General features: G+C 73.4%; 9 protein-coding genes. 1 reads left to right on the top strand and 8 read right to left on the bottom strand.

From position 1 onward, the window contains the following. Positions 1 to 203: 203 nt before the first annotated feature. The 3 genes from ACFVFH_RS32505 to ACFVFH_RS32495 all read right to left on the bottom strand — a co-directional run bounded on the left by ACFVFH_RS32505 (position 204) and on the right by ACFVFH_RS32495 (position 6,599). On the bottom strand, positions 204 to 896 hold the full coding sequence (locus ACFVFH_RS32505; RefSeq protein ID WP_383775458.1) for a BPL-N domain-containing protein: 693 nt from the start codon (positions 894 to 896) through the stop codon (positions 204 to 206). Positions 897 to 907: 11 nt separating this feature from the next. Then, positions 908 to 4,951, bottom strand: a complete 4,044-nt coding sequence (locus ACFVFH_RS32500; RefSeq protein WP_383775455.1) for a Pls/PosA family non-ribosomal peptide synthetase — start codon at positions 4,949 to 4,951, stop codon at positions 908 to 910. 115 nt (positions 4,952 to 5,066) lie between these two features. Continuing rightward, positions 5,067 to 6,599, bottom strand: coding sequence for an ArnT family glycosyltransferase (locus ACFVFH_RS32495; RefSeq protein WP_383775453.1), 1,533 nt, complete (start codon positions 6,597 to 6,599; stop codon positions 5,067 to 5,069). A gap of 304 nt (positions 6,600 to 6,903) precedes the next feature. Between ACFVFH_RS32495 and ACFVFH_RS32490 the strand changes: the two genes are divergently transcribed. Beyond that, positions 6,904 to 7,704, top strand: a complete 801-nt coding sequence (locus tag ACFVFH_RS32490) for an SAM-dependent methyltransferase (protein ID WP_383775450.1) — start codon at positions 6,904 to 6,906, stop codon at positions 7,702 to 7,704. Between the two features lie 72 nt (positions 7,705 to 7,776). On the opposite strand, the gene ACFVFH_RS32485 is transcribed toward ACFVFH_RS32490, so the two are convergent. From ACFVFH_RS32485 to ACFVFH_RS32465, 5 genes are all read right to left on the bottom strand, one after another. After that, positions 7,777 to 8,475 (bottom strand): L,D-transpeptidase, encoded by a 699-nt coding sequence (locus tag ACFVFH_RS32485; RefSeq protein ID WP_383775447.1) that lies wholly within the window; start codon positions 8,473 to 8,475, stop codon positions 7,777 to 7,779. A gap of 138 nt (positions 8,476 to 8,613) precedes the next feature. Beyond that, positions 8,614 to 10,425 carry a choice-of-anchor A family protein gene (locus ACFVFH_RS32480; RefSeq protein ID WP_383775444.1) on the bottom strand — a complete coding sequence of 604 codons (1,812 nt, stop codon included), beginning with the start codon at positions 10,423 to 10,425 and terminating at the stop codon, positions 8,614 to 8,616. A gap of 216 nt (positions 10,426 to 10,641) precedes the next feature. Continuing rightward, positions 10,642 to 12,864 (bottom strand): hypothetical protein, encoded by a 2,223-nt coding sequence (locus tag ACFVFH_RS32475; RefSeq protein WP_383775441.1) that lies wholly within the window; start codon positions 12,862 to 12,864, stop codon positions 10,642 to 10,644. 134 nt (positions 12,865 to 12,998) lie between these two features. Continuing rightward, a complete protein-coding gene (locus ACFVFH_RS32470; RefSeq protein WP_383775439.1) occupies positions 12,999 to 13,853 on the bottom strand; it encodes a hypothetical protein in 855 nt (284 codons plus the stop codon). 153 nt (positions 13,854 to 14,006) lie between these two features. Further along, positions 14,007 to 14,663, bottom strand: coding sequence for a Crp/Fnr family transcriptional regulator (locus ACFVFH_RS32465; protein WP_383775436.1), 657 nt, complete (start codon positions 14,661 to 14,663; stop codon positions 14,007 to 14,009). Positions 14,664 to 14,771 lie beyond the last annotated feature (108 nt).

The following is a 14,771-nucleotide window of genomic DNA, read 5'->3' as shown; positions in this document are numbered from 1 at the left end:
GCGCCCCCGAGCACCCCCTCCGCTCACGGGGGTTGCCACCGCCCAGTGAGTACCCTGCACCCCCGGCGGCGCGCCCGGCCCCGGGGCCGCCCGACGTGCGTCTCCCGACGGCGTCGACGGGCGCTGTCGGCGAAGGACACGGGGTTCCCCGTCACCCTCGGCGTGTCGTGGGTGACGGGGAACCCCGTGTCCTTCGCCCGGTCTCACTCCCGCATCACGGCGTCGACCAGGTCCTCGGCCAGGTCCAGGGTGTGCCGGACCGGCAGTCCGTGGTGGGTGTACCAGTCGGCGGTCGCCTCGGGATGCGGTCCGGTGACCGCCACGCGGCCGTCGCCGTACCGGGTCGCGAGGGCGGCGACGGTCCCGTTGTCGTAGGTGGCGAGGATCGTCGCGTCGGCGTCCTCGTCGAGTTCGAAGAGGGGGCCGTCCTGGAAGTACACGGTGCGCCGGCGGCCGCGCCAGGTCACCGGGACCACCGTGTCGCGCTCGTCGTGGACCGAGGCGCCCGGCGAGGCGATGTACTGGTCGGTGTCGCCGGGCAGCAGGCCGAAGCCCGGGGTGGCTCCGGCGAGGTAGCCGCCCAGGCAGAAGCCCAGATAGCGTCCGCCGTGGCGGACGAAGTCCCGCACCACGCGGTGCTGCCGGCGCAGGGTCCGGTACGCGGAGTCGAGCGTGCCGCCGCCGGGCTGGGCGTACAGCGTGGCGTCGGAGAGGTTCCGGGCCGTCGGATGGAGCGCCTCATCGGGGCCGGTGAAGCGGACCTCCAGATTCCATGGTGTGGCGGCGAGGAGTTCCGCGACCGCCTCGGGGCAGCCGGGCCGCGAGGCCGGTCCCCGGTAGACGAGGGCCAGGCGGCGCTGCCCGGCGGCCGCTGCGTCGTAGGTGCCATAGGTCATGACGGCCTCCCTCACCGCCCGGCCGGGGCCGGTTCGCGGGCCGCGCACGCGGCGGGTGCCGCGGTGGCACCTTCGGCGGGGAGCCCCTGCCAGTTCGTGCCCGAGGTCAGCCGCTCGCCCTTCATGACCAGCGACAGCGCCCCGAGCCGGACGTCGGCGCCGACCACGGTGTCGTAGAGCACGACGGTCCGTGTGCCGATGCTCGCCCCGGGGCCGATGTCCACCGTCGACATCTTCATCACACGGTCCTCGAAGAGGTGGCTCTGCAGCGAGACGTTCAAGCCGATCTCGGCGTCGTCGCCCACCTCCACCAGGTCGAATTCGGTGAGGAAGGTGGTACCGATCCAGGTACGCCGCCCGATGCGGGCCCCGAACCCGCGCAGTACCGGCGGCAGGAACGGCGTCCCCACCAGGAGGCCCACGCCGACCGGGACCGCGGCCGCCTCGAAGAGTCCGGTGACGAACTCCGTACGGCGCACGAACAGGCTCCACAGGGGCTCGACGCGCGGCCGGTACTTTCCGGCGACCACCCACTTGGCGGCCAGGCAGTACGCGACGACGGCCAGCGCGGCGCCCATGGCGAGCAGCGGCGACACCAGCAGGGGCACGAGCGGTCCGGCGGCATGGGCGACGGCGGAGAGCCCCAGCAGGTACAGGCAGCCGCCGGCGGCCAGGACCGAGGCGGGCATGGTGGTGCGGAGGAACTCGATGGCCAGACGGCCGGCCACGGCGCCGCGGGAGGGCGAGAACGTCAGCCTCTCGGGGTACGTGCCGCTGTCCTGGCGCACGGGGAGCCGCAGGGCGGGCGAGCCCAGCCAGGTGCTGTCGGCGGGCACCCGGTCCGTGGGCGGAACCGTGCCCACACCGATCAGGCAGCCCGGTCCGAGCCGTGTCCCGGCCGGGACGAGCGCCGCGTTGCCGACGAAGGACCGTGCGCCGACCCGGGTCGGCTCGAAGGCCATGCGGTCGGCGGCGAAGGAGGCGACGCCGATGCCCGCCATGTCGGCGACGAAGCTGCCGTCACCGAGGGTGAGCAGATCCGGGTCGACGTGCGACACGGTGGACACCTCGGCGCGGTGGCCGATGCGGGCGCCGAGCAGGCGCAGCCACGGGGCCGTGTAGAGCGTGGCGTACAGCGAGTTGGTGAACATGAGGCTGTGTTCCAGCAGCTTGTCCACGATCCACTTGCGTACGCCGAGGGCCGAACGCGCCGGGTGGATCCCCGGGGGTGTCCTCGGCAGCACCAGGCGCTTGCCGACGGCGACGGTCAGGCACACCGTGAGCACGAAGACCGGGCCCGCCAGCACGGCGCCGGCGATTCCGGCGACCGGGCCGCCGTGCAGCCAGGCCCACCAGAGCAGGGTCAGGCTCGGCAGGGCCGTGGCGACCGCGGCCGTCTCCAGCAGGACCAGTCCGAGCAGGACGGCCGCCAGCTGCCCCGGCCGCCAGCGGTCCGCTGCGCCCCGGTCGGCCAGCATCGCCTCGACGGCCGGGGAGAGGGCGGTGACGGGACGCGCGGGCGATCCGGCACGGCGCGCCCCGGCGGGCACGGGGTCGTCCGGGCCCGCCACGGACTGCTCGCCGAGCCCGGCACCGGGTCCCAGGCGGGTGCCGGGTTCGCAAACCGCGTTGGCGCCCACGAAGGCCCGCTCGCCGATGGTGATGGGGGCGACGGTGACCCACCCGTCGGAGACCCGCCAGGGGCGCAGCACCGCGCCGTAGCCGATCGCTGCGTCGCGGTCCACGCGCAGCAGCGACGGCAGGCCGATCAGGCCGGTGGCGATGGTGGTGCCGGGGCCGACGCGGGCGCCCAGGAGCCGCAGATAGGGGCCCATCAGGGGGGATCCGCTCAGGACCCGCAGGGGGCCGATGCCGTGCACGAGCACGTCCAGCACCCACAGCCGCAGATAGGTCGCTCCCCACAGCGGGTAGCGGCCGGGCCCGATACCCGCCGCCAGCGGCCGGGCCACCAGGACGGGCACGATCCAGCGCACGCCGAGGTATCCGGCCAGCACCGTGAGCGTCGACCACACCGCGCCCCAGCCGGAGATCTGGCCGTGATCGACCGAGTAGGAGAGGGCCACCGGTCCGGTCAGCAGCAGGAGCAGCCCGTAGACCGCGGCCAGCTGGGCCAGTCCGGCCCGCGCGATCCGCCCCCGGCGGTGCCGCAGGGGTGCGGGGCGGGGCGGCCGGGCCGGGCCGGGCCGCACGGCCGGGGTACCGAGGTGAGCCGCGAGCTTGCGCACGGTGGGGTTCTCGTAGAGGTCGCGCAGGGTGGCACCGGCCGCACCGGCCCGGTCGCGCAGCGCGGAGACGGCACGGGCGGCGAGCAGGGAGTGGCCGCCGAGCTCCGTGAAGAAGTCGGCCTCGGCCGACACCTCCGCGGGCGCGATGCCGAGCACCTGCGCCCAGACGTCCCGCACCCTCGTCTCCAGTTCGCCGCGGACCGGCACCACGGGTCCGGTACCGGCGAAGCGACGGCCGGCCGGTGCGGGCAGCCGTCCGCGGTCGGTCTTGCCGCTGGGCATGACCGGCAGCCGGTCGAGGAAGTCCAGGGTCGCGGGCACCATGTAGGCGGGCAGCGACCGGCTCAGCCGCTCGTGCAGCCGGGCGGTGAGGTCGTCGTCGGAGACCTCGCGGTCCTCGGTGCGTACGACATAGGCGGCGAGGGTGCCGTCGCCGTCGCGCGCGGTCGTGAGGGCGGTGCCCGCCTGGGCGACCCCGGGGTCCTCCATCAGTACGCTGTCGATCTCCTCCAGCGACACGCGGTACCCGCGGATCTTCACCTCCGCGTCGGCCCGGCCGAGGTATTCGATCTCCCCGCCGGGCGTCAGCCTGCCGAGGTCCCCGGTGCGGTAGAGCGTGCCGCCGCCGGGTGCCAGGGGGTGTGCGACGAAGCGGTCGGCGGTCAGGTCCGGCCGTCCCACGTAGCCGCGGGCCAGGCCGGGGCCGCCCAGGCAGATCTCGCCGACGGCGCCCGGGGGCACCGGGTGCCGCTGTGCGTCGAGGAGGACGGCCGAGTACGTCGGCAGGGGCCGGCCGATGGTGACCGGCCGCCCCGGCAGGAGTTCCTGCCAGGTGGCCGTCACGGTGGCCTCGGTCGGGCCGTAGGTGTTGAGCATGCGCCGTCCCGGCCTGCTCCAGCGTTCGACGAGTGCGGCGGGGCACGCCTCACCGCCCACGACGATGCTGCGCAGCCGCGGGAGGTCGTGCGGGATCGTCGCCAGCAGCGTGGGTACGCAGTACAGGACGGTTATCCCGTGCGTCTGGAGGAAGTCGGCGAGTTCGGCACCGAGCCGTCCGGGTCCGGCCGGTCCGGCGACGAGTGTCGCCCCGGCGGCCCAGGTCGGCCAGATCTCCTCGATGGAGAAGTCGAACGAGATCGCCATGCCCTGGTACACGCGGTCCCGCGGCCGGACCCCGTAGACCGGGGAGACGACGCGCAGGAAGTTGCAGATGCTCGACCGGGCGATCTGCACGCCCTTGGGCCTGCCGCTGGACCCGGACGTGTAGATGACGTACGCGAGCGGATCGTCCTCGCCCCCGTCCTCGGTGGGCGGGCGCGAGGACGGCAGCAGGCCGAACTCCTGCGCGCACGTGTCGGTCTCGACCACCGCGCACGGCGGGTGCGGCCCCGCCCAGGCGGCGCCGGAGGCGAGCGCGGAGGTGGTCAGTACCGCGGAGGCGCCCACGTCCCGCAGGATGAAGGCGACCCGGTCGGGCGGGGTCGCGGGGTCGATGGGAACGAACGCCGCCTCCGCCTTGCACACGGCCAGCAGACACACGTACGTCTCCACGGAGCGAGGCAGCAGCAGCGCCACGACGGCGCCGGGGCCGAGGCCGCTCCCGCGCAGATGGCGGGCGACCTGGTTGGCCCGGCGGTCGAGGTCGGCGTAGGTCAGCCGGTCCGCGCCGCATTCGAGCGCGATGGCGGACGGTGTGCGGTCGCAGGCCGCCTCGAAGAACTGGTTCAGCCGGTCCGCGCCGGTCGCTCTCCCGGGTCCGGTGCGCTCACCGGCCAAAGGAACGCGCAGCGCAGTGGTATGGGTGGCCATGAACTCCCCCTGGTCCGATGCGGAAGGTGCTCGGTCACCTCAAGCCTCGGCAACCCCGGCTGAGAGGAAGCTGAGCCCGCCCGGAGCACCGGACGGGCCGCCCGGCCCCGGGGCGTCAGGCGTACATCCGCAGTTCGGGCCAGATCGTGCCCCAGGAACGGCGGGGGCCGGTGCAGACGAAGACCTGGCCGCCCCATTCGATGTTGTGCACGCCCTGGGGGTTGGAGAGGGTGGCGGCCACGCGGACGTGCCGGAAGTACCGGCGCAGCCGGGCGGCGTACCCGGGGAGGTGTTCGGGGCCCGGTGCGACGGCCACCACCGTCGTGGCGTGCGGGTTGCCGGGGCCCCACCACCAGTCGGTGTTCTGGGCCCCCGCCGCGGTGGGCAGGCCGAAGTCGCGGCCCAGTTCGTCGATGGCTCCGGCCTCGCTGTAGTCCGCCGCGAAGACGACCGCGTCCGCGCGCTGTCCGGGTGTCAGTCCCGTCCACACCTGCCGCACGGTGGTGACCAGTCGGGGCCAGCCCAGGGTCTCCCCCGAGGTCTCGCTGACGCCGTACGTCCAGGCCGTCGCGGAGGGCGGCAGCACCGGGAGCACGATCACGGCGGAGAGCGCGGCCGAGACGGCGGTCGCCGCCATCAGGCCGCGCAGCCGCGGCCGCCGGGCGCGCAGCCATCCGTCGAGCCCCACCGCCCCGGCCGCCAGCAGGCACACGTACAGGCCGCCCAGGTAGTAGACCTGCGCCCCGGTCGTCACGGCGAAGAGCACGAACAGCACGGCGTACGCGATCACCAGGCACCGCCACATCGGCCGGCCGGACCGCCACAGGAACCGCAGGCCCGCCATCCACAGCACCGCCATCGCCAGGCAGGCCATGCCGAACTGCCCGGTGATCCAGGTGAAGATGTTCCCGGGGCCCCCGTGCTCGTCGTTCAGGGCCCGGGTCATCTCGAACATCGCCCAGCCGTGCCGTGCCTGCCACCAGAGGTCGGGCAGGACCAGCAGTACGGCGATCGCCGCCCCCGCGAGCAGTCGGCGGTCGGCCACCGTGCGCCGTGCCGGGCCGAGCAGGGTGGCGGCCAGCAGCACGGCCCCGAATACCGCCGCGAGATGGTTGAACTCCGCGCCCACGCCGACCAGCGCCCCCGCGGCGAGCCACCACCGGGTGTCGCCGGTGCGGCCGATCCGTGCGACCACGAGCGCGATCGCGGCCCACGCCAGAATTTCGTACGACGTCGTGTTGGCGACGTGCCCGCTGCTCAGCAGCACGGGCATGGTGCCGGTCGCGACCGCCGCGAGCAGCTGCGCCCGTCGCGCACCGCCGAACTCCCGCGCGGTCAGGGCGCCCACGGCCACCGTGCCCGCGGCGGCGAGCGCGGGCCACAGCCGCAGGCCCGCCTCCGAGACCCCGAACAGGGTGAGCGAGACCCGGGCCAGCAGCGGCGCCAGCAGCGGCTGGTCCACGTAGCTCGCCTGGAGGTGCCTGGCGCAGTCGAGGAAGTACAGCTCGTCGCGGTGGAATCCGTAACGGGTGGACAGCGCCATCAGCACGGCGAAGACCGCCCCCGCCACGACGAACACCCGCCGGTCCAGCGGTGCCCGCCGGCCGGTGTCCTCCCCCTCCGCGTGCACACGCCCCGTGTCCGTCATCCGCGCCACCCCCGGCACTCGGCCCCGCGGGCGCGTCGTCGCGCGGGCGGGGCGGTCCGGTGCGCACGGCTCCCGGGCCGGTCGTACTGTACGTACCCGGCCGGCCCGGGGCCGAGCGGTTCCACCGGCGTTTCCCGGTGCGGCCCGGCCGCCGCCCCGCGAGGCCGGGCGCCGCCGATTCGCCCCTGCGGCGCGGAACGTTCACCGGGGTGCTCGCACCGACCGGCGACACGGTTCGGATCATGGGGGTACCGTGTCCGAAACCCGGGCCCGACCTGGCCCTTTCGCCGCACGAGGTGACACGATGAACGACAACGCGCTGTCCACGACGCATCCCACGAACGCGCACCCCGCCCGCGTCTACAACGTCTGGCTGGGCGGCAAGGACCACTATCCGGTGGATCAGGAGGCGGCCGAGCTGGCCGCTTCGGCGAACCCGACGATCGTGCCGTCGGTCCGGGCCAACCGGGCCTTCCTGGGCCGCGCCGTGCGTCACCTCGCGGAGTCCGGGATCCGGCAGTACCTCGACATCGGCACGGGCATACCCGCCGCCGAGAACACCCACGAAGTGGCCCAGCGGGCCGCTCCCGAGTCGCGGGTCGTCTACGTCGACAACGACCCGATCGTCCTCACGCACGCGCGGGCCCTGCTGGTCAGCGGCCCGGAGGGGCAGACCGACTATGTGCAGGCCGACGCGCGGGACGTGGACGCGATCCTCGACGCGGCTTCCCGCACCCTGGATCTGGACCGGCCGGTGGGCCTCATGCTGGTGGCGATCCTCCAGTACATCAAGGATGTCGAGGACCCCTGGGACATCACCCGCCGGCTGCTGGACCGCCTCGCCCCGGGCAGCCATCTCGTCCTGTCCCACCCGGCCGTGGACGTCACCGCTCCCGAAGTCGCCGAGTCCATGCGGATCTACAACGAGCGGGCCGCCAGCCACGCCTCCGCCACGCCGCGCACCCGGACGGAGGTGCGGCGGTTCTTCGACGGACTGGAGATCCTGGAGCCGGGCGTGGTCAACCTGACCCGCTGGCGTCCCGGGCCGTCCGACGTCCCGGACGACACGCTGCCCATGTGGTGCGCCGTCGCCCGCAAGCCCTGACCGGGTGACGTCCGCGGTGTGCCGGCCGGAGCGTGCGGGCGACGGTCCGCGTGCCCGCCGGCCACCGCGGTCTCAGGCGCCGGTGCCGGGCTTCGTCCCCCATACGTAGACGGCGTCGTCCAGGGCCAGGAGGTCCCACAGGGCGGCGGCGTCGTGGACGGTGAGGTTGACGCAGCCGGCGGAGCCGCCGCCGTCGAAGAGGTTGCCCGGGTGCCCGTGCAGGGCCTGGCCGCCGTCGAAGAACTGGGAGTACGGCATGGGGGCGTCGTCGTACAGCGAGGAGACGTGGTCCTTGTCCCGCCAGTAGACGGAGTGCCAGCCGGGCCTGGTCTCCTGCGCTTCGCGGCCGGTGCGGATCGGCACCGGGCGGAAGTCGATCCGCTTGCCGGTCTGCACCCACAGCAGTTGGCGGTCCATGTCGACGCAGGTGACGCGGTAGGTGCGGACCGGGCAGTGCCCGGCGGCGTTGGGGTCGTCGGCGGCCTTCACCGCGAGCATGAAGCGGTAGGTGGCCAGTTCCGGGTACCCGTCGGTGCGGGGCACGTGGTTCTTCGTCTGGAAGGCGCGGACGGCCTCGCAGTCCGCCTCCGACTGGACCCCGTCGACCGGCAGGCCGAGGTACTCCTCCATCGGCCGCTGGTAGGGGCCGGTCGGTGCGGTGCAGTCGGCGCGGGCCTCAGCGGCGCCCGCGTCCGGGGCGGCGAGCGCCGCGGACACGAGGGCCGCTGCCGCAGAAGCGGCCAGGGCACCGGATATCAGGGCAGGGCGCACGGCGTGAACCTCCAGGTGCACGGGGGGGGGAATGCGTCCCTGCCAGTGAATCAGCGTGCCGGTCCGGCCGCCCAGTTGTGGGTGGCCGAACCGGTGACCGCCCCGGAACCGGGGCGGGTCGTACGCCGGATCACCCGCCTAGCAGCTCTTGCCCTTGCAGGGCTCGCCGCGCTCGTTGGAGAGCGTGACGTCCACTCCGGTGGAGCTGTTGCCCTCGGTCACGTCGTAGAGCCCGGTGACCGGGTTGTCGGGCAGGACGTATCCCTCGGGCACGGCCGTCTCCCGCAGGTAGTACGCGCCGAGCGGCAGGTTGCCGAAGGTGCACCGCCCGGCGCCGTCGGTGGCGCAGCCGGGGCCGACCCGGGTGTCGGGGTCCGGTCCCGTGGTCTGCAGCCCGGCGATGCCGTTGGTCTCGCGCCAGGCCTCGAAGACGGCGCCCGCCAGGGGGCGGCCGTTCTTCCGGTCGGTCTTGGTCAGGTGGATGGCACCGGTCGTGGGCGGCACGGGGGTGGGGGTGTCACGGGCCACCGCCTGCACACCGCTCTCCGCGTTGCCCTCGGTGAGGACCAGTGGTCCGAACACGTCGGGGCTGGGGAGGTCGTAGCCGTCGGGCGCCGAGGTCTCGCGCCAGTAGTAGGTGCCGGTCGCGGTGGTGACGGCGCAGCGTCCGTCGGCCGCGGTGACACAGGTCGTCACGCGGGTGTCGGGGTTCGCACCGCCGGTCTGAAGCCCGGGGACGTCATTGGTCTCGCGCCACAGCTCGAACCCGGCGCCCGGCAGGGCCTCCCCGGTGTCGGCGTCGGTCTTGAGGACCCGTACCTCGCCGGTGACGGGGGGCGTCCCCGCGCAGTCGGGCAGGTCGCCGTCGAAGGGGTAGGCGTGGAACTCCTGGCCTCCGCCGCCGCCGGCGGTGCTGGTGTGGGTGAGCGAGCCGGTGGTGAAGAAGCGGCCGTTGATGCCGGGCAGGGTCACGGTCGTCATGGACGACTGGTCACCCATCAGGAAGCTGCCCTGCATCTGCCCGGTGCCTTCCAGGTGGACGGAGGACGCGTCGGGAATGTTCCACAGCAGGCGCTCGCGGTAGGCGTTGAGCGGGTCGGTGCTGTCGTCGATGGCGCCGCTGTAGGTGTTGATGGTGCGGTCGGCGCCCAGGATGTTGACCAGGACCGTGGCGTCGGCGGGGATGTTCTCGAAGACGATTCCCTGCTGGCCGCCGCCCGGCGCGGTCAGGTCGAAGTCCACGTTGAAGACCTGGAGCGCGGAGGTCCCGTCACCGCGGAAGAGGGTCCGGGTGCCTTCGTTGACGGCGGTGCCGGTGGCTTCCCGGGGCCGGCCGTCGACCCGGGCGTAGCAGCGGCTGGCCGTGGTGAGCTGGTCCCGCAGCCCCGCGTAGGGCCGGGCGGCGTCCGGGTCGTGGACGAGCTGCCCGGAGACCGTTCCGGACTCGGTTCCCGCGTACCGTACGACGCCCTGCTCGCCGACCAGTCCGCCGGTGGTGTCGAGGCGCTGGCCGCTCGCGATGGTCACGTTCCCGCCGGTGGTCAGGAAGTCCGCCCCGTTGGGCGGCGGCACGCGCGAGCCCACGCCGACGATCCCGAGGTTGTACAGGCCGCTGACTCCCGCCTCCTTCCGCTGGTCGAAGTCGTCGAGCACGACCACGCGGCCCTCGGCCTCCGCCGCCCGGCCCCGCACCAGGAAGTCGTCGCCGACGAAGATGTTGATGGCGTTGTCGCGGCCGGCGATCGGCCCGTTGTTGATTCCGGGGAACGGGTTTGGGCAGGAGCCGGGAACGCACGGGCCGAGGCCGCCGGGAAGCGGGGCGGCGTAGGCGGGGACCGTTCCGAGGCCGAGGGCGAAGGCCGGCACGGTGGCCGCCGCCACGGCCAGGGCCGTTCCGGTGGCGCCGGCGCGGGCGCGCAGCGCACCGAGGCGCTGGGAGATACGTCTCATGTGGGGAATGGTCGGTGCCCACCGTGCTCCGACCGCCCGCATGACACGGGGCCGTGTCCGGATCCCGCGAGCTCTCATGCGAACGGCGTACGCAGATGGGTGTGCGGGGAGGGTGAGGGCCGCCCGTCCGCGTCCCGCGCACGACGCGCGCCGCACCCGTCGTCGACGGGTGCGGCGCGCGTCTGCGGTCGGGCAGACGGGACTTTCGGTACACGCCTAGGCGTTCCGGTGGAGGCCCTTGTGGTTCGGGGGCTTGTGGTGCGGAGGCTTGTGGTGCGGGGTGCTGCCGACGTCGATGGTGACCTGGTCGGGACGGCTGACGATCTGGTTGCCCTGCGGGTCGGTGCCCGCCGCCACCGCCACGTTGGTGACGGGGCAGGTCTCCTCCCCGCCTCCGCCTCCCTTGGTCCTGCCGGGCTTCTCGCACCGGTCCTTGTCGGCCTGGGCGATCGTGTACGTGCCGTGGCAGGTGGTCGTGGCCCCGGGCGCCAGCGTCGTCGCGTCGCAGACGACGTCGTAGACGCGGTCGTCGCCGACGTGCACGTCGCGGAGCTGTGTGGTCCCGGTGTTGGTGACGGTGTAGGAGTACTCGACCTCGTCACCGACTCCGTACGGCGCGGGCGTCACCACACGCTTCTCCAGGGTGAGGTGCGGCGCCCCGACCGGCAGGGTCTGCTGGGTCTGGGGGGAGGTGACGGTGGTGCCGTCCGTCCTTCCGGTCGCCGTGGCGGTGTTGGTGACGGATCCGGCCGTGCCGTCCTCGGCGGTGATCGTGTACGTCCCGGTGCAGGTGGTGGTGTCGCCGGGACGTCCCGCGGGGGCGAGTTCGGTCGCGGCGCAGGTGATGTGGCCGACGCGGTCGTCGTGCACCGCGATGTCGGTGAGCTCCGTGCCGCCCGTGTTGCGGACGTCGTAGGTGAAGGTGACCGTCTGCCCGACCGAGTAGGGTCCGGGCGTCTGTGCCTTCTTCTCCACGACGAGGCCGGGCGGCTGTTCGAGCGGCACGTTCTGCGAGGAGGGCGGCGAGGTGACCGGTTCCCCGTTCGAAGTGCCCCTGGCGACGGCGGTGTTGTCGATGGAGCCGTGGGCCACATCGGCGGCCGTGACGGTGTAGGTGGCCGTACAGGTGACGGTGCGGCCGGGTGCGAGCGTCGTCGTGGGGCAGGACACCGGGCCGGTCTTCGGGTCGTCGACGGTGAGCCCGGTGATGTCCGACCCACCGGAGTTGGTGACCACGAAGTCGTACGGCACCCGCGATCCCGCCACCAGGTCGCCCGGCAGCGGCTCCCTGACCTGCTTGACGAGGTTCAGCGCGGGCAGCGGCCGGTCACTGCTGACGAGCACGTTGCGGATGAGGTGGACATCGGTGAACAGCCCGGTGGAGGCCGCGAAACCGAATTTGTACGAGGGCGGCACCGGCTGCGGGGCGGGTGTGCTGAGGACCTGGTGGAAGCCGGTCCCGTCGTTGAAGTCGACCGACACGTTCAGCACGGGGCTGGGCGCGGGGGTGAGCTGTACGTGGACCCGCCGGCGGGAGGGTTCGAGCGCGGTCTCGGCCTGCACGGGGGTCGCGCCGGGGGGCAGCGACGTCAGGGGTCCCTGAAGGTTGCCGGGGAGCGTGGTGGGCCAGGGCCCGGTGGTGGTGAAGTTGTCGGTGGTGGCGGTGAGGAAGCAGTACCCCTCGGTCCCGTCGCCGGGGCCGCGGACCGTGACCATGTCGGCCCCGGGCGCCGGGATGCGGAACTGCGTGCCGGCGGGCGACCGCTCGGCGCAGCCGTTGCCGCGGTGCTCCCAGTCGCCGAAGTAGTTCCCGAGGACGTCGAGCCCCACGCCGAGGTAGCCGCGGTCCACGCCGGGCAGGAAGGTGGCGGAGGGGTCGTCGTCGGGGAGTTTCTGCGCGTATCCGAGGCTTCCGCCGAAGGCGCCCGGGTGGGTGAGTGCGCCGTCGCCGTTGACCAGGAAGAACGAGATGCCGTCGGCGGGGGTGGCCGGGGTCGTGCTGCCGTACTGCCACTGGTCGAACGTGACGTCGAGGCCCTCGTTGGCGGGCAGGGCGTGGTTGTAGAGCACGGCTCCGGACTGGTCGTTGGACGCGTCCGTCAGCCGGAGGTATCCGTGCGGCGCGCCGTCCGGGGGCGGCACCGGCCCGACACCCTCCGGACAGCCGCCCAGCGGGTGGTCCCCCGGTCCCGGTGCGGCGGCCGCCGGGGCGCCCGTGAGACAGGCGGAGCCGACGCCGGTGAACTCCGCCGCCGTGGCCTGCGTGAAGGTCTCGTCGAGCAGCGGCGAGCCGGCGGCGCGCGGTTGCGCCTGGACGCTGCCGCCGATTGCCAGGGGCAGGACGGCGGCGCCGACCGCGACGGTCAGCGCCGCCGCGGCCAGCCGGGCGGTGCGGACCCGCGCCGCTCCGGGGTGCCATGGATGCAGTCTTCGCTTCATGCCCTCATCTACGGGCATCGCTCCGTACCGACTGCTCCGTGACAAGCCGTGAGTGCGTCCGATGGCCGTGTGCCAGACCCCGATTGGCGGTGTCGGCGCGGCGGCCGGTGGTCCGCCCGCGGAGGGTGCGGGTGTCAGGCGCCGGTGCGGCGCCGGGTGACCGTCACCCGCTGACCGCCGTGCACCGTACCGTTGTTGATGTTTCCGTTCGGGGCCCTGTTCGTCACCCGGATGCCCGCGGACGGGTCGCGCGGTCCGTCTGCTTCCGGGGCACCGTCCGTGTCCCGGCCCCCGGAGGGGGTGTCGTCGGGCGTGTGCGGGGCGTGCGCCCGGCCGGAGGGCAGCGGCACGTGGATCCAGGCGCGCTGCGCGAACCGCTTGCCCTCGACCGTCGCCGGTACCTCGATGAAGTGGTCCGGATGGCGTCCCGTGTACCCGCCGGCGACCGCGTCCTGGTAGCAGCGGTCCGAGAGGATGGCCGCCACGTGGGTGACGTTCTCCCTGGACGAGGCCAGCACGGCCTTGACCGGGCGGGAGTCGAGCAGGCGGTGGGTGTCGTTGCGGGCCGTCCCGTTGCCGCCGAACGCGTCGCCGGTGTCCGGCAGGGGGCCGATGTGCAGGCTGACGCGGAGCCTGATCGGCAGGGCTCCGAGCGCGTGGACGTTGAACTCGGTCAGCACCTCCTGGAGGGTGAAGAGCCAGGGGTGGATGACGAAGGGCATCAGCGAGGGGTCGAATCCGAGGACGTATCCGTCGCCGGTGGAGGCGGGGAACCGGCGGTCGTTCCACAGCTCGGCCAGTCCCGCCCGGTCCAGCGAGGTCCTGATCAGATCGGGCACGGTGCGGCTGACGACCTCGTGCTCGATGGCGGGGAGGCCGGTGAAGTCCTTGGCGTCCACGGCGATGATCCCCCGGGTCGGGGGCAGCGGGCGGCTGCGGGTGTAGGGGGCGGCGGTGGCCCGGGGCAGTGCGCTTTCCTGTTCCTGCATCGTCACTCCTCTGTGCGTTCCCGTCCGGTGGCGCGGCCGGCCGGACGGGAACGGTGTGGTGCGTCTTCTCGGCGCCCTGTGAGCGTCACAGGGCACCGGGGTGTCTTCCGCTCCCTCGGTGCGCAGGACCGGTGATCCACGCCACGGTTCGGGTCAGGCGGCGGCCCGGCGGTCGGCCAGGCGGCGCAGATACGGCGCGTCGAGCACTTCGATGCGTGTCCTTCCGAACCGCACCCGGTGGGATCCGAACCGTTCCAGCGCCTCGGTGATGGAATTCCGGCCGACCCCGAGATGCTGCGCCAACTCCACTCTGGTGAGAGAAAGGGAGCGTGCTCCGGAGATCTCGGTCAGATGGAGGAGTGCCGCCGCGAGCCGCCGGTCGATGTCGCCCTCGCACGCCTCGGTCTGCTCGCGCAGTCGGCTGTGTGCGTGGCGGGCCAGCTGAGGTGCCAGGGCGTGGCGTTCGACGAAGTCCTGGAACGCAGCCGCGGGGATCACCGAGACTTCACACCTGCTAACGGTCAGGACGTGGGCGAGCCGCCCTCCGCCGTCCTGCACCGCCACTTCCCCCAGCACCTCCCCCGGCCCCCGGAAGGCGAGCAGCCTGTCCCTGCCTTCCAGATCTCCGCGTACCACCTTCACGACGCCACTGATCAGCGCGAGTACACAATTTCCGGACTCCCCCTGGCGTAAGAGGACGGTGCCTGCCGGACGCGACCACCGGGGGAAGTCCGTCAGGCCCTGCCATGCCGGTTCCGGGACGAGATCACGCAGCACCCGCGCCGGCGACATACGAATCAGTTCGCTCATGCGATCACGCTAGACGACGCCCGCGCCACTCCGGAGCGGAACGAATAATTCCCCTTTTCGCCGGATCGTCGATTCCGCCCCCGCGCATGAACACCCCCTTCTTTTCAC

The sequence above is a fragment of the Streptomyces sp. NPDC057697 genome (assembly GCF_042799335.1).
Lineage (GTDB): Bacteria > Actinomycetota > Actinomycetes > Streptomycetales > Streptomycetaceae > Streptomyces.
Note: the sequence above shows the minus strand (reverse complement) of the source record. Positions and strands in the feature narration are given on the sequence as shown.

Coding starts and splice junctions, on each gene's coding strand:
- ACFVFH_RS32465 (WP_383775436.1), bottom strand. CDS start 14,663: ATGAGCGAACTGATTCGTATGTCGCCGGCGCGGGTGCTGCGTGATCTC.
- ACFVFH_RS32505 (WP_383775458.1), bottom strand. CDS start 896: ATGACCTATGGCACCTACGACGCAGCGGCCGCCGGGCAGCGCCGCCTG.
- ACFVFH_RS32475 (WP_383775441.1), bottom strand. CDS start 12,864: ATGAAGCGAAGACTGCATCCATGGCACCCCGGAGCGGCGCGGGTCCGC.
- ACFVFH_RS32480 (WP_383775444.1), bottom strand. CDS start 10,425: ATGAGACGTATCTCCCAGCGCCTCGGTGCGCTGCGCGCCCGCGCCGGC.
- ACFVFH_RS32490 (WP_383775450.1), top strand. CDS start 6,904: ATGAACGACAACGCGCTGTCCACGACGCATCCCACGAACGCGCACCCC.
- ACFVFH_RS32500 (WP_383775455.1), bottom strand. CDS start 4,951: ATGGCCACCCATACCACTGCGCTGCGCGTTCCTTTGGCCGGTGAGCGC.
- ACFVFH_RS32495 (WP_383775453.1), bottom strand. CDS start 6,599: ATGACGGACACGGGGCGTGTGCACGCGGAGGGGGAGGACACCGGCCGG.
- ACFVFH_RS32470 (WP_383775439.1), bottom strand. CDS start 13,853: ATGCAGGAACAGGAAAGCGCACTGCCCCGGGCCACCGCCGCCCCCTAC.